At 49.1% G+C, this 23,219-nt stretch carries 17 protein-coding genes and 1 pseudogene; 8 read left to right on the forward strand and 10 right to left on the reverse strand.

Translation table 11 applies throughout. From position 1 onward, the window contains the following. Nucleotides 1-65: 65 nt before the first annotated feature. The 6 genes from glgC to HA49_RS08100 form a co-directional block, all read right to left on the reverse strand. Entirely contained in the window at nt 66-1,343 is a 1,278-nt protein-coding gene (gene glgC / locus HA49_RS08075) for a glucose-1-phosphate adenylyltransferase (protein ID WP_038021912.1), read from the reverse strand. Next, nucleotides 1,340-3,358 carry a glycogen debranching protein GlgX gene (gene glgX / locus HA49_RS08080; RefSeq protein WP_046791718.1) on the reverse strand — a complete coding sequence of 673 codons (2,019 nt, stop codon included), beginning with the start codon at nt 3,356-3,358 and terminating at the stop codon, nt 1,340-1,342. The genes glgC and glgX overlap by 4 nt, the downstream gene beginning before the upstream one ends. Then, entirely contained in the window at nt 3,358-5,544 is a 2,187-nt protein-coding gene (gene glgB, locus HA49_RS08085) for a 1,4-alpha-glucan branching protein GlgB (RefSeq protein WP_038021914.1), read from the reverse strand. The genes glgX and glgB overlap by 1 nt, the downstream gene beginning before the upstream one ends. Nucleotides 5,545-6,041: 497 nt before the next feature. Then, nucleotides 6,042-7,004 (reverse strand): sugar-binding transcriptional regulator, encoded by a 963-nt coding sequence (locus HA49_RS08090; RefSeq protein ID WP_038021917.1) that lies wholly within the window; start codon nt 7,002-7,004, stop codon nt 6,042-6,044. A gap of 126 nt (nt 7,005-7,130) precedes the next feature. Next, entirely contained in the window at nt 7,131-7,901 is a 771-nt protein-coding gene (locus HA49_RS08095) for a triose-phosphate isomerase family protein (RefSeq protein WP_038021920.1), read from the reverse strand. Next, nucleotides 7,892-9,652, reverse strand: a complete 1,761-nt coding sequence (locus tag HA49_RS08100; RefSeq protein WP_038021922.1) for a dihydroxyacetone kinase family protein — start codon at nt 9,650-9,652, stop codon at nt 7,892-7,894. Before HA49_RS08100 ends, HA49_RS08095 begins: the two co-directional genes overlap by 10 nt. Nucleotides 9,653-9,985: 333 nt before the next feature. Here HA49_RS08100 and HA49_RS08105 point away from each other — a divergent pair, with 333 nt between their 5' ends. From HA49_RS08105 to HA49_RS08120, 4 genes are all read left to right on the forward strand, one after another. Next, nucleotides 9,986-10,465, forward strand: coding sequence for an RpiB/LacA/LacB family sugar-phosphate isomerase (locus tag HA49_RS08105; RefSeq protein WP_038021925.1), 480 nt, complete (start codon nt 9,986-9,988; stop codon nt 10,463-10,465). A 119-nt stretch (nt 10,466-10,584) separates the two neighbouring features. After that, entirely contained in the window at nt 10,585-11,436 is an 852-nt protein-coding gene (locus tag HA49_RS08110; RefSeq protein ID WP_038021927.1) for a sugar phosphate isomerase/epimerase family protein, read from the forward strand. A gap of 187 nt (nt 11,437-11,623) precedes the next feature. Then, nucleotides 11,624-12,940, forward strand: a complete 1,317-nt coding sequence (locus tag HA49_RS08115; RefSeq protein WP_046791719.1) for an MFS transporter — start codon at nt 11,624-11,626, stop codon at nt 12,938-12,940. Nucleotides 12,941-12,984: 44 nt separating this feature from the next. Then, nucleotides 12,985-13,926, forward strand: a complete 942-nt coding sequence (locus HA49_RS08120) for a 2-hydroxyacid dehydrogenase (RefSeq protein WP_038021929.1) — start codon at nt 12,985-12,987, stop codon at nt 13,924-13,926. 102 nt (nt 13,927-14,028) lie between these two features. On the opposite strand, the gene HA49_RS08125 is transcribed toward HA49_RS08120, so the two are convergent. The 3 genes from HA49_RS08125 to HA49_RS08135 all read right to left on the reverse strand — a co-directional run bounded on the left by HA49_RS08125 (nt 14,029) and on the right by HA49_RS08135 (nt 16,703). After that, on the reverse strand, nt 14,029-14,934 hold the full coding sequence (locus tag HA49_RS08125; protein ID WP_038021931.1) for a sugar phosphate isomerase/epimerase family protein: 906 nt from the start codon (nt 14,932-14,934) through the stop codon (nt 14,029-14,031). Nucleotides 14,935-15,371: 437 nt separating this feature from the next. Continuing rightward, nucleotides 15,372-15,578: a hypothetical protein gene (locus tag HA49_RS08130; protein ID WP_038021934.1), complete on the reverse strand. Its 207-nt coding sequence runs from the start codon at nt 15,576-15,578 to the stop codon at nt 15,372-15,374. A gap of 114 nt (nt 15,579-15,692) precedes the next feature. Next, nucleotides 15,693-16,703, reverse strand: a complete 1,011-nt coding sequence (locus tag HA49_RS08135) for a nitrilase family protein (protein WP_038021937.1) — start codon at nt 16,701-16,703, stop codon at nt 15,693-15,695. Between the two features lie 95 nt (nt 16,704-16,798). Here HA49_RS08135 and HA49_RS08140 point away from each other — a divergent pair, with 95 nt between their 5' ends. The 4 genes and pseudogenes from HA49_RS08140 (at nt 16,799) to HA49_RS08155 (ending at nt 22,458) form a co-directional block, all read left to right on the forward strand. Continuing rightward, a complete protein-coding gene (locus HA49_RS08140; RefSeq protein ID WP_038021940.1) occupies nt 16,799-17,698 on the forward strand; it encodes a LysR family transcriptional regulator in 900 nt (299 codons plus the stop codon). A gap of 374 nt (nt 17,699-18,072) precedes the next feature. After that, entirely contained in the window at nt 18,073-19,533 is a 1,461-nt protein-coding gene (locus HA49_RS08145) for an APC family permease (RefSeq protein WP_046791778.1), read from the forward strand. A gap of 180 nt (nt 19,534-19,713) precedes the next feature. After that, a pseudogene (locus HA49_RS08150) lies at nt 19,714-20,960 on the forward strand (APC family permease). 61 nt (nt 20,961-21,021) lie between these two features. Continuing rightward, entirely contained in the window at nt 21,022-22,458 is a 1,437-nt protein-coding gene (locus HA49_RS08155) for an NAD(P)/FAD-dependent oxidoreductase (RefSeq protein WP_038021942.1), read from the forward strand. Between the two features lie 47 nt (nt 22,459-22,505). Here the strand turns inward: HA49_RS08155 and HA49_RS08160 are convergent, their stop codons facing one another. After that, entirely contained in the window at nt 22,506-23,216 is a 711-nt protein-coding gene (locus HA49_RS08160) for a cache domain-containing protein (RefSeq protein ID WP_046791720.1), read from the reverse strand. Between the last annotated feature and the right edge of the window lie 3 nt (nt 23,217-23,219).

The raw sequence follows: 23,219 nt of genomic DNA on the forward strand, positions 1-23,219 counted from the left end.
GATTTGTCTCGCGTCAGCCAATCCGCATGGCGCGTTGTACAGTAATCCGGCGGGTACACCGCGCGTTATAATTTTTCCAGCATTCTGCGGGTAACCAGCACAATACCGCTTTCCGTGCGGTAAAAACGGCGACTGTCTTCTTCGGCATTCTCACCGATAACCATGCCTTCGGGGATCTGGCAGGCGCGGTCAATAATGCAATGGCGCAAACGACAGGATCGGCCAATCACCACATCAGGTAACAGGATGCTGGTATCAATATTGCAAAATGAGTTGATCCGGACACGTGAAAATAAAACCGAATTCACCACTTCCGATCCGGAAACAACACATCCTCCGGAGACCAGCGAATTCAGCGTCATTCCATGCCGACCGGAACGATCCTGAACAAATTTTGCCGGTGGCAGAGGTTCCATATGGGTGCGGATCGGCCAGTGACTGTCATACATATCCAGCTCTGGTGTCACAGAGGCCAGATCGAGGTTTGCCCTCCAGTAAGCATCCAGCGTACCAACATCACGCCAGTAAGGCGGCAGATCATCGCTGGATGTCACACAAGAGAGACTAAAAGAATGCGCCCGGGCTTTACCTTCCCGCGTAATAAGCGGGATGATATCTTTGCCAAAATCATGGCTGGATTTTTCATTTGCCATATCCTGTTCCAGTAGGCGGAACAGATAAGCGGCGTTAAAAATATAGATCCCCATACTGGCCAGCGATTTATCCGGCTGTCCGGGAATACCCGGCGGATCTGCTGGTTTTTCAAGAAAAGACAGGATCAGACCATCCTGCGCGACATCCATAATGCCAAAGGCACCCGCTTCCTGCCGCGGAACTTCAATACAGGCCACGGTGCACTCTCCGCCTTTCTCGACGTGGTCAATCAACATCCGGGAGTAATCCATTTTGTAGATATGGTCACCGGCCAGCACCACAATATATTCCGCACGGTAGCGGCGGATAATATCCAGATTCTGGCAGATGGCATCTGCCGTGCCCCTGTACCAGTGGCCGGAACTTTGCCGTTGCTGTGCCGGCAGCAAATCAACAAATTCATTCATCTCTTCATTCAGGAAGGACCAGCCACGCTGAATATGCTGTACCAGCGTATGTGACTGATATTGAGTGATCACCCCGATTCGTCGAATACCTGAATTAAGGCAGTTTGACAGAGCAAAATCGATAATACGGAATTTGCCGCCAAAGTGGACTGCCGGCTTGGCACGGGTCGCTGTCAGCCCCTGTAATCTTGACCCTTTACCACCGGCCAGAATCAGTGCTACCGATTTTCCCGGTAACTGCCGGGCCAGCATCATGCGATCATTCATCTCTAATGTAGTCATGGCTGAATCCTTCCTGGTGTTATTGGTAGATCCCGGGTGAATACACAGACTGTTTTTGCCATAGACCGACAGGATAAGCCGTCAGCGAGGGTACGGAGAGGATTATCAAAAGGTGCAACGGCATGCCAGCTACCCGTGGGTAATGTCATATCGACGTCATTAAGTGAAGCATTGACCACCATTAACCAGCGGTCAGATAAACATATTTGCAGACACTGCAGTCCGGGTTGCAGCCACTGATCTGTCGTCATTGGTTGTCCGTGACGGTTAAGCCACACCACATCTCCGGAACCTTCCGTCCACCAGCGATTAAGCGTGACCGCCGGAATTTTTTTTCTTAACTTAATCAGAGCACTCACATAGTCAGTCAGCGCATAATCAGCCCGTTGCCAGTTGAGCCAGCTCAGCCGGTTATCCTGACAATAGGCATTATTATTTCCCTGCTGGCTGTGTCCGATTTCATCTCCGGCCAGCAGCATCGGTGTCCCCTGGGATAGCAGCAAGGTTGCCAGTAAAGCCCGCTGACTGAGGCGCCGTTGAACAATAACGCTGTCACTGGCCTCTGGCCCCTCAGCCCCATGATTCTGGCTGTAATTATCATCATGGCCGTCACGGTTGTTTTCACCGTTAGCATGATTATGTTTGTGGTTAAAACTGACTAAATCCTGCAGGGTAAAACCATCATGCGCCGTAATCATATTGATGGTCGCATTCGGTAATCTTCCTTCGTGTTTGAAAAGAGAGGCAGACGCGGAAAGTTTCCCGGCGAAATCGCCCATTGACAGCGTCCCGTGCAACCAAAATTTCCGCATCCCATCCCGCCACTGGTCGTTCCACTCGGCGAAAGGCGCCGGGAAATTCCCAAGCTGATATCCCCCCGGGCCTATATCCCAGGGTTCGGCAATCAGTTTGCAACGGCTCAACAACGGATCGGTGGTGATTGCCCGCAGCATCGGCGAGTCACTACGAAACTCCGGGGTGCGTCCCAGCAGCGGTGCCAGGTCAAAACGAAAACCATCAATATGGAACTGTTCGACCCAGTAACGCAGGCATGACAATACCCAACCAACCACATCGTTATCTGTCAGCCGCATCGAATTACCACAACCGGTGACATTTTTATTCGTTCCATCCGCATTCAGCCAGTACCAACTGGTGTTGTCTAACCCGCGTTGCGAGAGTGTCGGGCCATCGATATCCAGTTCAGCGGTATGGTTAAATACCACATCCAGGATTACTTCAATCCCCGCCTGATGCAGAGCTTTCACCGCCGTTTTTAGTTCTTTGGCTGCCGAACTCCCCTGACGATGGGTGGCATAAAGGGGTTCCGGTGACCAGGCCGCCAGCAGGTTATAGCCCCAATAATTGTGCAATCCCCTGTGCTGCAACCGGGGCTCATCACAATGCTGAGCGACCGGCAACAGTTCTACTGCAGTAATACCCAGTTTTTTGAAATGAGCCAGCATGGCAGGATGGGCGAGAGCCAGATAAGTCCCACGGATATCTTCCGGAATCTGCGGATGAAGCATAGTCAGACCACGCACATGGGACTCATAAATAACGGTCTGCCCCCACGGAGTCATCAGGGGGGTATCGTCTTCCCAGTCAAAGTGTTCGTCGGTGACCACGGATTTGGGGACCCGGTAGGCGGTATCCACCGGTTCAGGCTGGTATATACCGCCATTGAGATGGGCATCATCCTTCAGTGAGCCTTCCAGCGCCCGGGCACTGGGGTCAATCAGCAGTTTCTGACCGTTAAACCGCAGACCACGTAACGGGTCAAACGTACCGTAAGCACGATAACCATAGCGCAGACCGGCTTTAGCCTCCGGCAAAAATCCATGCCACAGATTGCCGGTGCGGGCCGTCATCTCCAGTCTTTGTTCGTTATTTTTACTGTCAAACAGGCATAGCTCTATTTTCTCTGCAGCAGCCGAGAAAACGCAGAAATTTACCCCATTGTCCTGCAGGCTGGCACCAAAAGGATAAGGTTTGCCCGGCAACAGTACGCTCATTACATCGCCTCCCGCCACAGATACAACGTGGCCAGTGGGGGCAGTAGCAGTGAAAGCGAATATTCGCGCTGATGCATCGGTTCATCAGTAGTGATGACCTCTCCCTGATTACCAAGGTTGCTGCCACGATAATAGACAGAATCGGTATTGAGCACTTCATGGTAGCGTCCGGGTTCTGACACACCAATATGATAGTTATAACGAACTACCGGCGTGAAGTTGCTGACCACCAACATCTCATTACCTTCGTTATCCCGACGGACAAAAGCAAAAACCGAATTTTCACTATCATCCACCACCAACCATTCAAAGCCTCGCTGATCGAAGTCCAGCTGATACATCGCCGGATGTCCGGTGTAACAGTGATTCAGGTCACGTACCAGTGACTGAACGCCTTTATGCCAGCCTGCCGGCTCCTCCAGCAGGTGCCAGTCCAGGCTCTGGTTCACATTCCATTCCCGGCCCTGGGCAAATTCACTGCCCATAAACAGTAACTTTTTACCCGGATGTGCCCACATATAGCCGAAGTAAGCACGCAGAGTAGCGAATTTTTGCCAGCAATCACCGGGCATTTTATCCAGCAATGAACCTTTACCATGTACCACTTCGTCATGGGACAGCGGCAACATAAAATTTTCGGTATAGGCATAGGCCATACCGAAGGTCATCAGGTTGTGGTGATACTTGCGATATGCTGGATCCATTTGCATATAGCGCAATGAGTCATTCATCCAGCCCATATTCCATTTGTAATGAAAGCCCAGCCCATTGTGCTCCGGCGGCAGAGTGACTCCCTGATAGTCGGTGGATTCTTCGGCCATAGTTATTGCCCCACGGGCTTCACTGCCGATGGTATGGTTGGTATAACGCAGAAAAGCGATAGCTTCGAGATTTTCGCGGCCGCCATAATAATTTGGCAGCCACTCTCCGTCCGGTCGACTGTAATCGCGATAAATCATGGAAGACACAGCGTCGACCCGCAGACCGTCTATCCCATAGCGTTCGAGCCAGTACAGAGCGTTCCCGGCCAGATAGTTACGTACTTCATTGCGGCCAAAATTATAAACCAGTGTGTTCCAGTCGCGGTGAAATCCTTCTCGGGGGTCAGCATATTCATACAGTGCCGTGCCATCGAATTGCACCAGACCGTGTGAATCAAAAGGAAAATGTCCCGGTACCCAGTCCAGGATAACGTTCAGACCGGCTTCGTGAGCAGCATTAATAAACGCTTTAAACTCATCAGGTGAACCATAACGCCGGGTCGGAGAGTAGATACTGAGTGCCTGATATCCCCAGCTACCATCAAACGGATGTTCGCTGACCGGCATCAACTCAATATGGGTAAACCCCATCCATTTAGCATAAGAAACCAGTTGTTCGGCCAGTTCCCCATAACTCAGCCAGTAATTATTGTCGGTATGACGACGCCAGGATCCAAGGTGAACCTCATAGACGGAGACCGGCGAAGTCAGTGCATTTGCCTGGCGACGCAACTCAGAAGCGGGAGCTTTTTCCGGTAACCGACGAACCAGTGATGCCGTTTCCGGCCGCATTTGGGTTTCCAGAGCGTAAGGGTCGGCACGCAGACTGGTATTCCCATGGCAGTCAATAATCTCGAATTTATATAACTGCCCTTCCTGTACCGCTGGAACAAACAGTTCCCAGATACCATTTTCCCGGCGCAACCGCATCGGATGACGACGGCCATCCCAAAAGTTGAATTCTCCGACGACGGATACCCGCTGTGCATTCGGGGCCCATACAGCGAAGGTGACGCCCGGTACCTCATCATAGACCGTCGGGTGGGCACCGAGCACTTCGTAAGGACGCAGATGGTTACCTTCAGCCAGCCACCAGGCATCCATATCCTGAATCAGGGTGCCAAAACGGTAAGGATCATCGAGCAAATGGGTATCATCGCCCCAGCGAACCTCAAGTTGATAACGAAACGTTTTCTTTCGGCGCGGAATCACTCCAATAAATACCCCACCATCATCATAACGTTGGAGTTCAGCCACCCGACTTTGTTTTTTGGAGTCGATAACCCACACCTGATCGGCATCGGGTAACAAGGCACGCACTTCTACACTGGCCGCCACCAGATGCATTCCCAAAAACGAAAATGGATCGGCATAGTGCCCGGAGATGATCTGACGAATAACCTGCTGGTCAGGGACTACTGGCATAGCGTTCATCCTTTGATAATTAAATCAGCTATTCAAAATCAGTCTGTCGGCCCGGGCCAGTTTTCCCTGTTGCCGGAAAGTCTTCCTGACATTGGCCGATGAACAGATAATCCAAAAGAATCGCCTTTTGCAGCATTCTGTTAACAAATATCAGCAAAAACACCACTCTCCCGGACCTCCGACAACAATCCTGTTTGTGCCGGAAATCACCGCTTACACAGTTAATCATAGACAAGGATTGGTAAAACCAACGCCAGATCGCGAAGAAAGTTAAGTAAAGATTTTGTTAGCACTTTTGGCCAAAAAAACCGGCCGCAGTGAATAAAAAGATTAGGAAAAAACGCCCGGATCAAACTTCTGGCACCGGGAGAGGTATTATCGGTAAAACGAAATAAGAGGACGTGACAAATAAGGCATAAGTCGCAGGCAGTTCCACTGGCACTGCCTCAGGTAACCGCCTGACTGTCTGTATTTCCCTGACTGTGCATGTTGGGGAATTACTGACTCATACTGAGTATTGATCGCACATTACGTGCACTGGTGGCAATAATGTCAATGGCTCCGGTGCGCAATGCCCCCATGATGGCCATTGCTTTGGTATTTTCTGCAGCGATCGCAATAACACACGGGATCTGTCTTAGTTCTTCGACATTCAGACCTATCACCCGGTTATCCATGACTGTGTTGACATGTTCGCCGCGGGCATTAAAAAAGTCATATCCGGCAATATCCCCGATCACCCCCTGAGTCAGGCTGGCATCGTTAATTTCCTGTGGGGTGAACCAACCGAGTTTGACCATATAGCTGTCTTCATTCATGTCGCCAATACCGACCAGAGCAATATCCGCTTTACGGCCGCGATCCAAAGTCTCTTTGATTGTACCGTTTTGCAACAATAACTCTTTAAGCTGTATATTTTCGACATAGGCTGGGGCATACAGCGACTCACTACTGCCACCAAACTTTTTCGATAATAAACGACTGATATGGTCAGCATTGATGATATCTCCCGGTCGATGTGTGCCGCCAATACCACAAATAAACCGACAATCTTTTGGCTGAATGGTCCCTGATGATTCAGCAACAGCAGCAACATTACGCCCCTGCCCGACGGCAACCACCATGTTGTCTTTCAGTACATTATTAAGATGTGCTGAGACCAGAGCGGCGACCTGACGTCGTTGTTCTTCTTCATCATTATGATCCAGGGCAATCAGGGCCCGGGTCACAGGAAAACGCTCTTTGAGCTGTTTTTCAAGCTGAGTACTAAAAACAGGATGGTAGCGGACGTTAATTTCAACAATCCCCTCCTCTTTAGCTTTTTTCAGCAATCTTCCGACTTTGATTCGTGAGAAACCGAACTTATTGGCAATTTCTTCCTGAGTCACTTCGTCGCAGTAATAAGCTACTGCAATTTCGGTCAGTAATTCATAGTCCCTGGACATACCTGATTTTTCCATCCGCCAGTTTCTCCATTCAACAAAAGTGTTTAAAGGGTGAACATATGCGTGAAGTATAACAGAGATGATGCGCTTTCAGACAATGAAAGCGCAGTACGTCGGAGTACAATACCGCGGCCCAACTGATTACTTTTTGCTGAGGATTTGCCCTGCTTCTGCCAGAATCTCACCAAAGGCAGAAGGCTGATGCGCAAAACGTCCCAGGAAAATGCCGTCTACATCCGGCCATAACCGACTGAGCAGCCCGGGACCGGCACTGCCACCATAAATGACCTGACACTGACGGCCATATTTCTCATGAAGATGGTTACGTAGCGTCTTACAGACAAAACGAATATAGCCGTCACTGGCTGGCTTTTCGGCACCAATTGCCCACTGAGGTTCCCAGGCAAAAATAGTTGCCGGCAAAGGCTCACCTGCAAAAGCTACCAGTAGTTCATCGACCTGCTGAATAGCGATACCTGCAGCCTGCTGCGGACTGACTTCCAGCTCCTCACCAATACAAATAACCGGTGTTAACTGGCTGGCGTAGGATCTCGCAATTTTTTGCTGAATAAGTTCAGTAGTTTCAGCAAAGTAACGACGGCGTTCGGCATGACCGATTTCGGCATAACGTCCCCCCATCTCACTGACCATTTCTGACGAATTCTCGCCGGTCCATGCCCCCTGAGGTGCGCCACAGATGTTCTGCGCACCGGTCGCCATTGGCGTACCCGAGAAACATTGCAGCGCACTTTCCAGTGCCGGGGTGGCAGGGAAAGTGAACAACTCCAGCTGTGCCAGCAGTTCCGGAGACTGTTGTTGTAAAATTTCCGCTACCTGGCGACACCACTGGCGGGTTTGCTGGTAACCAAAATAGGTTTTATGGCTGGTGCCAATCACCATATTTACTGACATACCTGCTCCCCTTGTCGGGCATTTTGATGCTTATGACTCAGGTGTTTATCGACTGTCGCAATCATCAATGCCAGAGACACAGCACCCGCATCTGGTGTTCCGACACTTCGCTCAGCCAGCGGACGGGCACGGCCAATTTTTGGCACCAGTTGGGCCGTTTCAGCAGCACTCTTTTCTGCCACCAGAGCAGCTTTGTGCCAGGCATCCGCCAGAGAAAGACCTTCCGCCGCAGCACTGTCCAGAGCTTCACTGAATGGCAACAGCACATCCACCAGCGTTTTGTCACCGGGTTTAGCCTTACCGAAATGCATAACCCCGTGGTTAGCCTGTACCACCCCTTTGGCTACGCTGGTCACGGTCGGTTTTTCACTATTACCCAGCGTTGTCCCCAGCGTATTCAGAATCACCCCCCAGATAGCTCCGGAGGTTCCGCCCGCATCATCAGACCAGGCATCTGCTGCTGTCTGTAACAGGAACCCAACTCCCGCGCCCTGATCAAGCACCTGGTTAGCGGCTTTGCAGGCGGCGACCACACCGCGCAACATTCCGATACCATGGTCACCATCACCGGCAATGGCATCAATCTGGCCCAGTTCGTCGCATTTTTCAGTCAACAGGGTTTCCAGCGCATTCAGGATAACCATGGTGTTTTCCGCGGCGGTTTTAGCCTCTTCAGTCGCTTCAGGAATTTTTACTTCACCGGATTGTTGTAACTGTACCGGATCCAAGGGTTCATGTCGCAGAACAGAACCCCGGCTGAAAGCCGGAGTGGTTGCCGGTGCCAGCCACAGTTCCTCTATCTCCCCCTCGAACCAGACAAAACTCACCGAGAACCCGGCCATATCGAAACTGGTGACGAATTCACCAATCTGAATATCAACCAGTTCCACACCGGCTTTTTCGAGCAGGGGCTGTATATCATTCCATAAGACGAATAATTCTTCGTATTTTACCGAACCCAGGCCATTAATAATGACACCTAACCGGGCTCCCGGGGTCTGTGAAATGCTTTCAGGGCGCTCTTCCAATAGTTTGGTCGCCAGTTTTGAGGCTATTTCATGGGAAGAACTGACTGGCAGTTCACTGATACCAGGTTCGCCATGAATCCCCAGGCCGAAGCCCATTTTTCCTTCCGGCACAGTAAATAACGGCTGTTCCGCCCCGGGGAATTTACAACCTGAAAATGCCAGGCCCAGTGTTCGGGTATTATCATTGGCATGACGAGCCACAGCCAGGACTTCAGCCAGTGAGTCCCCACGTTCTGCAGCCGCCGCCGCGGTTTTAAATACGACCAAATCGCCGGCAACCCCACGGCGTTTGGTTCTTTCGGCAAGAGGTGCGCTGGAAATATCATCGGTAACCGGCATCACTTCACACGGGATACCCTCTGCGCGCAGGCGTTCGCAGGCCAGACCAAAATGTAGTACGTCCCCGGCATAGTTACCAAACATCAGCAGCACACCGCCACCGTTGTTAGCCGCACGGGCCACTGAACAGATCTGTTGCGCTGAAGGTGACGCAAACAGATTACCCATTGCTGCACCATGAGCCAGACCCTGCCCTACCAGACCGGCAAATGCCGGGTAATGTCCGGAACCTCCGCCGACCACGACGGCAACACTGCCTGGTTTGCTTTTGGTATTACGCACAACACCGCCGGGAACCTGACGCACCATAGAGGAATGAGCGTTTACAAATCCTGCGACCATCTCTTTTGCAAAATCTGAGGGGCGGTTAAAAATCCAGGTCATGTTTGTTTCTCCACAAAATTTGACATTTCCAAGCCCGGTAACCAGCGACTGGCATGTTTTGAAACCATCACCCCCTGAAGCTAGCAGAAGCCACCACCCAATCAAATGTTCACATTGTGATTTTGTGAGCGGAGTCTTAAATTCGTAAAATGCCCCGCAAACTGCCTTTCATGCACTTTTTTCCTACTTTTTTCCCTGCTATTACTAATATCATTAGTTCATTCATTGAACTTTAGTACAATAACAGTTCTCAATGTTAAGCCCGGAACCATCACATGAACAACATCCGAGCATAAGTTCAATGAATACGTTATCAGTCATGAGGAAAGAGAAATGCTGAAACTTGCTATCGGCGCAGACAATGCTGCCACAGAGCTAAAAAATCTGGTGAAAAAAAACCTGGCAGAACGCGGTATCGAAGTCACTGACTTCAGCCACGATATTGAGGGTAACGATCAAATGTACCCGGACATTGCCTTCAACCTGGCCACGGCTATACGTGAAGGAACTTTCGAGCGAGGTATTCTGTTCTGTGGTACCGGGATTGGTATGGCTATTGTGGCCAATAAAGTGCCGGGCATCCGTGCCGCGCAATGTCATGATGTTTATTCGGCAGAACGTGCCCGTAAAAGTAATAACGCACAGATTATGACGCTGGGCGCCCGGGTCATCGGTAGTGAACTGGCATTGATGCTGGTGGATACCTGGCTGAATTCTGAATTCGAAGCTGGACGTTCAGGCCCAAAAGTAGAGCGTATTGGTTACTACGAAACTCTGCTACACCCAGCCGGGACCGGGCGGATTGAAAAATAAACCACAGATGCAGTCGCAGCTAACTTATCACTGAACTCACTGCGTCAGATCACAGTCAGCGCACCAGCGGGTATATCTCTCCCCCGCTGATGTGCACCGTTCATTAAGGAGTCCACTGTATGAGTAAACTCATTGTTGGCGTGAATACAGCAATGTTCGATGGTGTTGATCCTGATATCGCCTTCGCCACCATCCGCGAATCAGGTTTCCGCTATGTAGAACTGGCCTATAACCAGGGTTATGTAGGACACATGCCTCCGGAATTATTTGCTGAAGAGAATGCCCGTGAAATCCGCCGGTTGCTGGATAAGCATCAACTACTGACCCACTCACTGGGAGCCACCATGAATTTTGGTGCTACCGATGCTGTGGAGCAATTTACCCGCCGCATTCGTTTTGCCGGAATGATCGGAGCCAAATGGATCAATGTCTGTGTCGGCAAAAAAGAAGACCGGCAGAACATTATCAGCAACCTGCGTGAACTGGCACCAATAGCGGAACAGGAAAACTGTATTATTTGTCTGGAAAACGGTGGCGACCCCAATTATGACGTGTTCCGTCTGGCTGATGACGGCGCAGCACTGGTAGAAGCCGTAGGCAGCCCCGCGGTATCAGTTAACGTTGATGCCGGTAATATCGTGTCACTGATTCCGGAAGTCGATCCTATTCAGGCAGCCATAGAAATGCTGCCACTGGCTGCTCACTGTCACTTGAAAGACCTTGAAGTACGCGACGGCGAGGTGTGGTTTACCCCCATAGGCCAGGGCCAACTCGACTACGTTCCTATGCTTAAACAACTGGAACAACGTGGAATCCCTTGCAGCCTGGAAATACCACTGCGTATGCATCGCCAACGCGACAGTTATCCGCTGCGGGGGGATACTCCGGTCGATCCGGCCATCAGCCTGAAGGTGCTGCAGCAATCACGCCAGCAACTGGAAAACTGGCTGGGCTATTCACTCAGCAGCTAATGTTCTGGTGGATGGCCGTCCTGCGGAAAACTTCTGTTCTGATAATAAGCCAGACGTTAATTGTCTGTTTAAACACTGGCTGACTGATAACACAATAAAAAGACCTAACCAAAGTTCACAGCAGAGTTGAATTGAAACTATTTACCCCCTGCTGTTATTCCAAAACGATTAAAACTGAAGGTTAATTATGTCTGACTCTACACTGACTCCTGCAAATAACCATAAGCCCACACGTTTCCGCTGGATAATGTTTGGTGCTATGTTCTTTTTACTCGCGGTAAACCTGATGGACCGTATCACTCTGTCGATTGGTATGCCTTATATAAAAGACGAATTCTCACTCTCCCCGGCCATGCAGGGGTTGATACTCAGCAGTTTCTTTTGGTCATATGCGTTATTACAAATTCCAGGCGGCTGGATGCTTGACCGTTTCGGGCCGCGTAAAGTAGTTACCGGGGCGTTGTTTGGCTGGGGATTCTTCCAGACCATTATCGGTTTTGCCACCGGCGGTATTAGCATGATTCTGGCCCGTATCGGCCTGGGAATGATGGAAGCCCCGGTATCTCCCAGTGGTGCGAAACTAAGCTCCACCTGGCTTACCAAAAACGAACGAGGACGCGGTGCGGTCATCATGGATTCCGGCAGCCCACTCGGTGTAGCTTTTGGCGGTATTATTGTCGCCCACCTGATTGTGTTACTGGATTCCTGGAGAGTTACTTTCGTCGTGGTAGGGGTGTTCACCATGCTACTGGGGTTCTTCGCATGGAGAATCATTCGGGATCGCCCGGAATGGCATCCGAAAGTAAACCAGCAGGAACTTGATGTTATCAAGGCCGGTAATCTGACTGACGCCACAGACACCGACGAACAACCTACCAAAGGTCTGGGGATTAGCTGGCTGACGATGATCGCCATTATGATTGGTCGTGCCTCCTGGGGCATGGTGTATTGGGGATTACTGACCTGGGGCCCCAGTTATCTGGCTCAGGCCCAGGGGCTGGAACTGGCGGCTATCGGCAATTCAACTTTCCTGATCTTTATTTCGGGGACCGTCGGCTGTCTGTTCAGCGGATTCTTTACTGACTTTTTGGTGAAAAAAGGGGTCAGCCATGGTGTTGCTCTGAAGGGGATGTTATCTCTGGCGGGTATTGTCTGCCTGGGCGCTCTGTATGCCTTATCTTCCATTACTGACCCACAAAAAGCGGTCATATTGCTGGCGGTCGCCGCATTCTTTCTGACTTTTGGCAGCTTATACTGGAGCTTCCCTGCTATTCTTGCACCAAAAGATCGTGTAGGTATGGTCGGCGGACTAATGAATATGGCCAACAGTGTCGCCGGTATCCTGGTGCCGATTCTGGTAGGGATTATCCTGCAGACCACAGGCAGTTACGAAAGTGTTTTAGTCTATTTTGCGATATGTGCAGGATGCTATACACTGGGAACGTTATGTATTAATTTTAATAAACTTCCGGTAACCGGAAAACAATTATCGTTCCAGAAATAATCTTCGGTTGCCGGCGGACACTCTCTTTAATACAGGATAAAAATATGTCTTCTTCCCTGGTGTTAGCCGACAAAGTTCCACCGGCACTGGCAGAAAAACTGGCAAACGATTATCAGCTCTGTTTCTACACTCAGTCATCGCCTGAAGAGATTCAGGCGATAAGTGAACAGACTGAGATCATCGTGGCCAGCGGAGAGTCGACGGTCAATGCAGAGATGATCAGCCGTTTTCCGAATTTAAAACTGATCGCGGTTTTTGGCGTCGGTTACGATGGAATTGATGTTGCCACCGCCATCAGCAAAAATATCCAGGTCACTAATACCCCGGACATTTTAACCGATGATGTCGCCGATCTTGGATTTGCACTGCTCCTCAATGCATCCCGACGTATCAACGCCGCCCAGCGCTTTATTGAACAAGGTCATTGGGCCTCAGGCTCTTTTCCTTTGGCCAGTAAAGTTACCGGTAAACGTTTGGGCATTGTGGGTTACGGCAGGATTGGTCAGGCGATTGCTAAACGGGCGCGCGGTTTTTCAATGTCTGTTGCTTGCTTCAGCCGACATCCGGTCAGTGAACAGGACGTTAAGTGGTATGGCGATTTGACTGAACTGGCCCATCAAAGTGATATTCTGGTGGTCTGTGTCAGTGCCAACCCTGAGACCCGGGGCCTGATTAACAAACAGGTGCTAACGGCGCTGGGCCCACAGGGAATTCTGATTAATATTTCACGTGGCAGCGTGGTTGATGAGGTTGCTTTAGTCGACGCGATTACCCACGGAGACATTGGCGGCGCCGGGCTGGATGTATTTGCCGCAGAACCGTCAGTGCCGGAAGCACTGCTGAATCGTCCGGAAGTCGTGCTGACTCCCCATATTGCGAGCGGTACTCATGAAACCCGGGCCGATATGGCCAAACTGGTCACTGACAACATCACGGCATTTCTTAACGGGCAGCCATTATTGACTCCGGTAACACCGAAAGCCTGATACCAGTCAGATGGCACAAAAAACCTGATTTCTGCGGTGCAGAATATCAGGTTTTTTTGATTTTGAGTCTGCTTAGTCCCCTTTAAGGCGCTTATGTTCAGGTTACAGCCCCAGAGCAACCCGCCATGCCGCCTGTAAAAACTCGCGACACTGCCGTTCGTTATCCCACAGATCATCCTGAGCTGTAGTTCGCATTTCTACGGCGATCGAAACCGGTCCGTTATGCATCGGCAATGGCAGACTGAGCGCTGTCGCAATAATATTTCCTGCAACTTCCGTAGTAAGGAAGCCTGGCTCACCAAATTTCATATGCCAGTCACCGTACCCTTCCGCTGCCGGATCGAGGATGGCATTCGCCAGATGCAACTGTCCAATCAGCGGTGCCGACAGAGTGAGTGATTCAGCCAGATCTTCCTCATTCAATGCCACATGAGCACTGTCCCACGCCATATACAGATCCGGGCAGTCAGCTTTCAGATCATTCATCCAACTTACAGTTTCCGGGGTCGGACCAATCAGCTGGCATTTATGGGCAAAACGGTCCAGCGGTTCAATCTGCATAATCATGCCCGGATACTGACGCACCACTTCACCAATCTGTACCAGTACCTCACCAAATACTTTCTTTGCTTCCTCACGCTGCTCCGGACCCGGATCACTACCGCTGACCAGTGACAATTTAGTCGTGCCGCATTCCGCCGCCAGATGTACCAGCTCACAGGCCCGCAGCATCGACTTTTTACGGAGTTCAGCATCCAGGCTGCACATATTTAAGTTATCTTTTAATAACTCAAAAGTTAGCCACTGTGTCACATTCAGGCGTCGCTCTTCGGCTACCGAGCGAATCTGACGAGCAATTTCCGGCTGATGAATAATCCCGGTTTCGAAGCCCCGGTAATAACCGATATCAGCAATCCGACGGACAATATCCGCAACTTTAGTTTCCTGAGTCATTTCAGGGAAGAATAGTTCCGCGATATGTGCGGAAGGATATAATTGGGTATTCATAGAATTCGACTGCCTCCTGAAAGGTAACGCGGGTTGATGTTCTGGGGGGCTCATTGGGGCTTATTCAGAGCCTGGTCTGCATTTGAACATTTTATCATTTACAGAACAAATGAACACACAACCCTCAGGATCATCAGTAATTCTTTGACGGCAATCTCATTTTTAATCTCAGGGAAGCACAAAAAAGCAGATTATTGCTTACAAAATTCGTCACCCGCATTCAGAAGCTTCCAACCCGTTATTTCCGTTGGTTTAAAACACTCCTGAATCCCCCCCGGGGATGCAGGATATACCCCGACCGCTACCGTAAAACGCGAGTATTTCCGCTGGGTGAGAAACAGCGCGTGTGATGACCGGGGATCATCACTGTATCAAATTACCTTAAGACGGCTTGGAGTCTCTCTTCACCATCGCAGAGTATCTTACGTGTGGTGCATTTATGCCTTAGCTTGTCGACGATTTAGCCTGATATACATCCACACATAGACCAGTGTCTGAAAACAGGAGGTGATCAGCATCGAATGACTGGTACCGGCCTTTCCGTTCATAAGGTCGATAATATTAAATACTATTGCTGTCAGTGATAAAGCGGTTAACAGCAACAATATGACTTTGCAAATTTTGAATGTTTTAGGTTGAATCATCAGCGGTATCTTCCTGAAAATAAAATCCCGCCAGTAGCCCTGGTGTATCCGGGGCTACTGGCAGGATAATTACTGTAACATATTAATATTATTTAATTTAAAAATACTCTTCGATTATTTTTGCGGATTGCGAACAACCTCATTCGGATGGCTGAAAACCGGAAGTTCTTCGGAAAAACGGGCAGTACGGGCGTCACGCTCATAACCCTGAATCTCAGAAAGAACTCCATACAGTGCAGGCCGTCTGCCATGGATCCAGCGCCGTCCGGTGGACATAGGTAGCAGGCTCAGGTCCAGATCGGCGCATACCAGGGTATCCTGATAGCTGCCGGTCTCATTCACAATCCGGCCATAAGGGTCGATGATCATCGCGTTACCGGTACGGATTTCACCATTATCCAGCCCTACACCGTTGCTGAACAGAATAAACATGCCATTATCATGCGCCCTGGAGGGCAGCCAGCGCATTAGCCAGCCACGTCCACTGTCACCACTAAGAGCCTGTTCCAGAGCTTGTGGATCATTATGTCGGTTTTCCCACAGAGTGACAGGCAGCGGTTTCATCCCATATGGACTACGGGAGTTTGTTCCGCCTGTCTGGTGCGGAGCAATCAGTATATCGGCCCCCAACAGTGCAGTTATCCGGGCATTTTCGGTCAGGTTATTATCCCAACAAATCAGCACTCCGGCCTTAACTCCCCACGGAGTTTGAAACACCGTAAAATGGTCACCCTGAGAAATTTCCGGATGTTCAAAAGCATGCAGTTTACGGTGTACCGGACGGGTTCCGTCTGGCATGCATACCGCATAAGCATTGTATAGCTGACCGTCCGGAGCCTGTTCAATAAAGCCGGCACCAATCATCATCTGATACTGTTCTGCCAGTCTGGCTATCCGGGCCAGTGACGGGCTGTCCGCCGCAGGTTCTGCCAGATGCTCCAGAGCCTGACGATCCAGGTCTGGTACGTGCCAGTAACCGGTAATACACATTTCCGGGAAAACCAGAATGTTAACCCCTTCCCTGTGAGCCTGATGACACATCTCTTCCATTACTGCCAGATTGTACTGTTTATCGCTGGCACGGTGGCAGAACTGCACACTGGCTGCGCGGATTTGCTGGTTCATGGCATACTCCTGTCGGCAAGTTATGCATGCTATTTCACCAGACCTCCCGCCAGCATGTATAATCACGTTTTTTCCAGCTTCGATAACCTGACGGAATGGATATTAAATTACTGCGAGCCTTTGTAACACTCGCCCGATTGAGTAATTACCGTGCGGCGGCAGAAAAATTGTGTATCACTCAGCCAGCTCTGACAAAGCAGATCCAGAGCCTGGAATTCCATTGTGGAATGACTCTGTTTCAGCGGGGCCGCCAGGGAGCAAGGCTGACGGTTTCCGGCCATCAGCTTCTGGAACAGGCCGCAGGTGTGGTGGACCACTATGATAGTTTTGTCAGCCATATCGCAGAAATGCAGCATGGGTATGAAGGTGAACTCAATCTCGGATTCGGAGTGTCATCATTTCGTCTGGCCCCAAAAATGGTGGCCGGATTCCGGCTGCGTTTTCCTCAGGTCCAGGTATCGATAAACGATATCTCTTCAGTCGTGCAATATCAGCGGTTAGCTGAAGGCGAGTTACAGGCGGGATTTGTGCGGTTACCAGCGCCTGAACCACTCTGCAGTCGGGTGCTGACGCAGGAAAATCTGGTACTGGCTGTCGCCAGTGAAGACGGAGAGTCAGTTATCCGGTCCACCGGTGAATGGCTTAGTCACAGTCGCTTGTTACAGCTGACTAAAACCCGCGGCGAAGGGTTGTTTGCTCAGATCACTACCTTCCTGAAAGCCAATCAGTTAGTGCCACATTCAGTCTCAGAAGCGGATGATATTCAGACTCTGCTGGCTCGTGTCTCTGCGGGAGAAGGCATTGCGCTATTGCCCGCCAGCGTAGCGAATATACTGCCTCAGGGGGTAAGTTTGCATCCTGTCGTCGGGGAAAATAGCCACTGGCAGACTGGTATCGCGTGGGATCCCCGGATAAAAGATCCGTTACGGGATAACTTCCTGGATATCGTATTTAATGCACAAAAATCCGCTACAGAGACCGGTGAGTCTTTCTGAAGTTATTTTATCCGTAAATAGCGGCGACCGGTTGACGAAGAATTCTCAGCGTAGATTACCTGGTCTTGTGATGTCTTTTCTCAGGCCGGATGAATTTCTTAATCCTGCCCTGGTCATTTCCAGAGGTTCAAAACCGGACAAATTGGTTAAAAAAAATAATACACCCCACTTCATAAACGGTTAAAAATCCCCCATAAATTGCGCATATCTTAAGAAGATTGATGACTAAAAACGGTCATAAGAAAGAGGTATGACAAAATTTCATTTAATTATCAATAATATAAAATTAATATTCCGGCAATCATATATACATAAAAAATATTATGTTTTATAAATTAGAAATCCTTAATAAACACCTGATGCCGGAGGCGTTAATGAGCAACCCACCCACAGAACAAACAGGTTTATCATCCCCATCGGATGAACAGAGGTTTACCAGGTCTATCAGCCTGATGTCTAATTTCTCGCTAGGCTTCACCTATCTTTCCCCGCTCACTGCAGTGTATTCGCTGTTTGCACTCTCAATGACTCTGGCAGGCCCACCAGCCATTTGGTGGATACTGATTGCTGCCGCAGGTCAGATGCTTGTCGCTATGATTTTCGGTGAAGTCGCGTCACAGTACCCCATCACTGGCGGGCTTTATCCCTGGTCGCGAATTTTATGGGGCAAAAAATATGCCTGGATAGCCGCCTGGATCTATTTATGGGCACTGGTCGTTACTATTACATCCATTGCAGAATACAGTGCTACCTTCGTCGCTACTCTGTTTGACTATTCACAGTCAGCACCACATTTGCTGTTCACTTCTGTCGTGCTGCTATTGTTGATGATGATAGTCAATCTGTCAGGAACCAAAAATCTCGCCAGGGTTGCCAGAATTGGTTTTTGGTGCGAGATCATCAGTGTTATCGCTCTGGGAATTTATCTGTTAATTTTTCATCGCACTCAGCCATTGTCTGTATTGTTTGACGCTATGGGCAGTACCGGAAGCTCCGGAAGTTACTCTCATGCATTTATGTCGGCATCGCTGCTCGGACTGTTTATGTTTTTTGGATTCGAAGCATGTGGCAATGTCGCCGAAGAGGTAAAAAATCCGGGGCGGAAAATACCGGTAGCAATGATGCTTAGTATTTTCTTTGGGGCCATTTCCGCCATTATTTCAGTGCTGGGTTACCTGCTTTCTTACCCAAATCTGTCAGCAATTGTATCCGGGAAGATTGACAATCCTATTCCTGAAATTCTGAATAATGCTCTTGGACCACAGGGCGAGAAGATTTTTATTGTGGTGGCTGTTATTGCCATGCTGTCCTGTATTCTCTCTTTACAGGCTGCACTCAGCAGACTGCTGTTCTCATTTTCCCGTGACAATATGTTACCGGCCAGCCATTGGATGGCAAAAATATCACGCAATAATGTGCCGGATAACGCCATGATTGTCAGTTGCCTGTTACCGCTACTCATCTGTGTCTGGGTCTACTACCAGCCGGATAACCTGGCAAGGATCACCGCTTTCGCCGTTGTCGGTATCTACATCTCATTTCAGATGGTCGTCCTTGCGGCTTTACGTAAGCGTCTGAAAGGGTGGAAACCCTCTGGCAGCTGGACTTTAGGCAGCTTCGGGTTACTGGTGAATATTCTGGCCCTGGCCTACGGCCTGTTTGGTATCTGGTTACTTTGTCAGCCCGGCAGTGGTGACAGTTTCCTGGATAAATGGATTGTACTTATTGGTCTGGCAATCGTCTTGCTGTCAGGTGCACTTTATCTGTTTATTGCCCGCCCTTACGAAAAAACAGAACAGGGATCTCATTATCAGCAACATCTCCCTGCTGAATAATAAATCCGGGGGGGGTGTCCCCCGGTTTATTAAATATTAACTGAAACATCATCATGGCTATTGGTTAACTGTCGGTATCATTTATTTTTAAAAGGCAGGATTATGAATAAAAGCACACAACTGAAAAGAAATTTATCATTATGGCAGGTCGTTATTATCGGCATTGCCTATATGACACCAATGACTGTATTTGATACTTTTGGTATAGTTTCTGGTATTACTGAAGGCAGGGTCCCTTTAACCTATCTGATTGCATTAGTGGCAGTTTTATTTACTGCACAAAGCTATGGAAGCCTGGTGAAAGAATACCCTTCTTCAGGTTCCGCTTATACCTATACAAAAAGCATCTTTGGGAATATAGCCGGCTTTATGGTCGGATGGTCTTCGCTGTTAGATTATATGCTACTCCCGATGATCAATTCTTTACTGGCAGGCATATATCTTCAGTCATTACTGCCAGGAGTACCTGTATGGGTTTCTATTTTAATATTTACTATGCTGGTTACTTTTTTAATTGCTGCAATATAAAGCTTTTAGCAAATGCTAATTTTTTATTCGTAGGGCTGCCGGTATTGTTGATGGTAGTATTTATCTATCTGGTGGTACATGATCTGAGTTCGGCTCATGGTATTCAGAGGGTGCTCACGTTTAGTCCATTATATAACGGGCATAACTCTATTATGCCACTGATCAGTGGTGCTGCTATTCTTTGCTTTTCTTATCTGGGATTTGATGCGGTCACGACACTGTCAGGAGAAACCCGACAGCCAGAAAAAATCATCCCAAAAGCCATATTTTATACAGCATTAAGTGGCGGTGTTATTTTCTTTGTTGCTGCCTGGTTTATTCAGTTATATTACCCGGATAACTCAGCATTTAAAAACCCAACTGAAGCACTGCCTGAAATTGTACTTTATGTCGGTGGCCGGTTATTTCAGTCAATCTTCCTTGTCGCGATACTTTGTAATACCTTTGCATCTGCACTTGCCTCTCATGCCAGCTCCGCCCGGCTGCTATATATAATGGGTAAAGAAAACCGTATAACCAGCCCTGTACTGGGATTTATACATCCCCGAAGCAAAACGCCTTTATATTGTGTACTACTCACCGGTTTTATATCTCTCAGTTCGGTATTTTTTGGTCTGGACACCGCTGTATCTCTGATTAGCTTTGGAGCATTGGTAGCTTTCAGTGCTGTTAATATCTGCGTTATTGCCAAATTCGCCTGGCGTGAAAAGAAAATAAAATCAGCACGATCTCTGTTTAACCATCTGCTGTCTCCTGGCTGTGGATTAATCAGCGTGGCATTTATGTGGATAAATCTGGATCACGATGCTTTTGTACTCGGTTCAGTCTGGGCCGTCGTTGGTCTGGTGTGGGTTATTTATAGTTCTGTCTGTAAATCATCAGTTATGGCTCCTGAATAATGCAAGTCCTACATTCACAGTGAGGTTACCTGTGATTTTATTAACTAACCGGAATTAAAAAATGGACATCACCAAAAACTTAATTAAACCAGCACTGGTTAACGATGCACGAACGAGTTTGATCAGTGAAATTATTACGGACGGAGACTGGAACTGGGTTCGTCCAGACAACGACACAATTAAATTTGACCCTGGTATACCCGCGAATTACTACGAGTCTACGCTAGCTCCCTGGATGTCTTTCCCTGCAATGGAGACAGATAAGCAGTGTGAACTCGTAGTCATTGGCGGTGGTCTGCTCGGTGCTTCAACAGCATTGCACCTTGCAGAATCAGGGATTGATACCATTTTGCTGGAAAAGAACACTATCGGTAGTGGAGCTTCTGGTCGTAATGGCGGGCAATTAACTCCGGGACTGGCTCGCTGGGAAGCGGAGTCGATGCTTGAAAATCTTTCAACGGACGAAGCCCGCCGTTTATGGCGTTTTACCTCGGCTGAGGCTATGGGCCTGATTGATGAAATAGCCGGTCGGTACGATCTACAACTGGACCGACAGTATGGACACCTGACAGCTGCTGTCCATCCCGGGCATATGAATGCACTGGTACAGGCTGCCGATGCCCGTAAGTTTCTGGGTGATGAACAGGTCACCATTCTGGGTAACTATCAGCTGCAGGATCATATTAACTCGGATATTTACTACGGAGGCGTGCTCGATAATTGTGGCGGGCAGATCCACTCACTGGCACTCAACCGGGGCTTAATTTACGGCTTCTTACTTAACGGCGGCTGTGTCCACGAGCATAGCGAGGTCATAAAAATTGAAGAAAGTCCGACTGGAACGAAAGTACATACTGCTTCCGGTGTGATCACAGCAACCCGGGGAGTCGTTATTGCCGTGCATGACGAAACTCATAATCTGCTTAATGAAAACAGCTCAACTACCCTGCCCTTTTATACTTACGTGGGCGTAACTTCACCCGTGGAAGGCGGGCATCAGTCGCTGTTACCCACCGGCAAACCTGTCTATGATACACAGTTACAGATTGATTATTATCGCCCGGTACGTAATCAGCGCTTACTGTTTGGTGGGCAGGGAACAGGTATGCGTTGGGATGATACACGGACTGTAGACTACCTCACTTCACGTCTGCGTACTGTGTTTTCGCAGCGCGATGATATTCAGTTAGATTTTGCATGGAGTGGTACTACCGACTTAACCCTGAATGGAGCGACTGACTGCCGTCAAAATGGTGCTCACGGGCAGATTTATTCTGTACACGGTTGGAGTGGTCATGGCATTGCACAGACCGTCAGAATAGGAAAAGCCATTACTGATGATATTACCGGACGCAACGATGATTTTAAGATGCTTACATCAATAAAGCATACCTCGCTATTGCTCGGACGTCAGTTGGCTCCGGTAGCTATCCCGCTGGCAAAAACGCTACTGGGGATTTCATCAAAGTTAGCACCAGGTAAAATGATCTCGTTCTGACAGGCTTTCGCCAGCTTTGCGGGCAAATTGCAAAGCTGGCATAACCGTCACTCCGGCACAAATAACCGGAAAAAAGGTTTACTGATAACTTCTTTTTCCGGCACCCTGGCCACCAGCGCCCCGGTACGAAAACCAGGATGGCTGGAAACCATCACCCGCCCTTCCAGGTTAATAATCACCACCCTCTCTCTGCACTGACGGATGAGTGATAATAATTCCTCCTCAACTACGCTGACCAGGATGTCCACCACCGCAACTCCTGCCAACACACCGTCAATCATCACAGGTGAAGATGCCGTCAGGGTATAGGCTGAAGTGCAAATGTAATCTACGTAAGGTCCGTGCAGATTAACGTTCTGCTCTTCTGGCCGATGCTTAAACCAGTCAAAAGTACTGAAATCCAGACGTTGTTGGGTAGCCTGATCAAGTTCCAGGCAGGAAGCTTGTTGATTTTTGGGATTTTTAAACCACCATTCCAGAAACCAGTAAGGCTGCTGATGGTCTGTGGAATAGTGGTGGCTGGCAAATCCGGCACCAAAACAGTGCCGGCTGCCGGTAAGTACAGATTCAATGGAAGGAAACAGGAGTTTCCTTAACTGGCTTTCACGAATTTTTTGCGGCAGGCTTTCATCAGTCGTATGCGCTGCCAGTTGCTGCGACAGCATCTTTGAAAGCTGCTGTGCAGAATGGGTTACCGCATGGAGTAAAGCGTCTGTTTTGTCTGCAAGCTGTTGTTTACATTCATCATCACTTAGCATTTT

Source organism: Tatumella morbirosei (assembly GCF_000757425.2).
Classification (GTDB): Bacteria; Pseudomonadota; Gammaproteobacteria; order Enterobacterales; family Enterobacteriaceae; genus Tatumella; species Tatumella morbirosei.

Excerpts from the sequence above, each read along its gene's own strand:
- glgC (WP_038021912.1), bottom strand. The coding sequence starts at position 1,343 with ATGACTACATTAGAGATGAATGATCGCATGATGCTGGCCCGGCAGTTA.
- glgX (WP_046791718.1), bottom strand. The coding sequence starts at position 3,358 with ATGAGCGTACTGTTGCCGGGCAAACCTTATCCTTTTGGTGCCAGCCTG.
- glgB (WP_038021914.1), bottom strand. The coding sequence starts at position 5,544 with ATGCCAGTAGTCCCTGACCAGCAGGTTATTCGTCAGATCATCTCCGGG.
- HA49_RS08090 (WP_038021917.1), bottom strand. The coding sequence starts at position 7,004 with ATGGAAAAATCAGGTATGTCCAGGGACTATGAATTACTGACCGAAATT.
- HA49_RS08095 (WP_038021920.1), bottom strand. The coding sequence starts at position 7,901 with ATGTCAGTAAATATGGTGATTGGCACCAGCCATAAAACCTATTTTGGT.
- HA49_RS08100 (WP_038021922.1), bottom strand. The coding sequence starts at position 9,652 with ATGACCTGGATTTTTAACCGCCCCTCAGATTTTGCAAAAGAGATGGTC.
- HA49_RS08105 (WP_038021925.1), top strand. The coding sequence starts at position 9,986 with ATGCTGAAACTTGCTATCGGCGCAGACAATGCTGCCACAGAGCTAAAA.
- HA49_RS08110 (WP_038021927.1), top strand. The coding sequence starts at position 10,585 with ATGAGTAAACTCATTGTTGGCGTGAATACAGCAATGTTCGATGGTGTT.
- HA49_RS08115 (WP_046791719.1), top strand. The coding sequence starts at position 11,624 with ATGTCTGACTCTACACTGACTCCTGCAAATAACCATAAGCCCACACGT.
- HA49_RS08120 (WP_038021929.1), top strand. The coding sequence starts at position 12,985 with ATGTCTTCTTCCCTGGTGTTAGCCGACAAAGTTCCACCGGCACTGGCA.
- HA49_RS08125 (WP_038021931.1), bottom strand. The coding sequence starts at position 14,934 with ATGAATACCCAATTATATCCTTCCGCACATATCGCGGAACTATTCTTC.
- HA49_RS08130 (WP_038021934.1), bottom strand. The coding sequence starts at position 15,578 with ATGATTCAACCTAAAACATTCAAAATTTGCAAAGTCATATTGTTGCTG.
- HA49_RS08135 (WP_038021937.1), bottom strand. The coding sequence starts at position 16,703 with ATGAACCAGCAAATCCGCGCAGCCAGTGTGCAGTTCTGCCACCGTGCC.
- HA49_RS08140 (WP_038021940.1), top strand. The coding sequence starts at position 16,799 with ATGGATATTAAATTACTGCGAGCCTTTGTAACACTCGCCCGATTGAGT.
- HA49_RS08145 (WP_046791778.1), top strand. The coding sequence starts at position 18,073 with ATGAGCAACCCACCCACAGAACAAACAGGTTTATCATCCCCATCGGAT.
- HA49_RS08155 (WP_038021942.1), top strand. The coding sequence starts at position 21,022 with ATGGACATCACCAAAAACTTAATTAAACCAGCACTGGTTAACGATGCA.
- HA49_RS08160 (WP_046791720.1), bottom strand. The coding sequence starts at position 23,216 with ATGCTAAGTGATGATGAATGTAAACAACAGCTTGCAGACAAAACAGAC.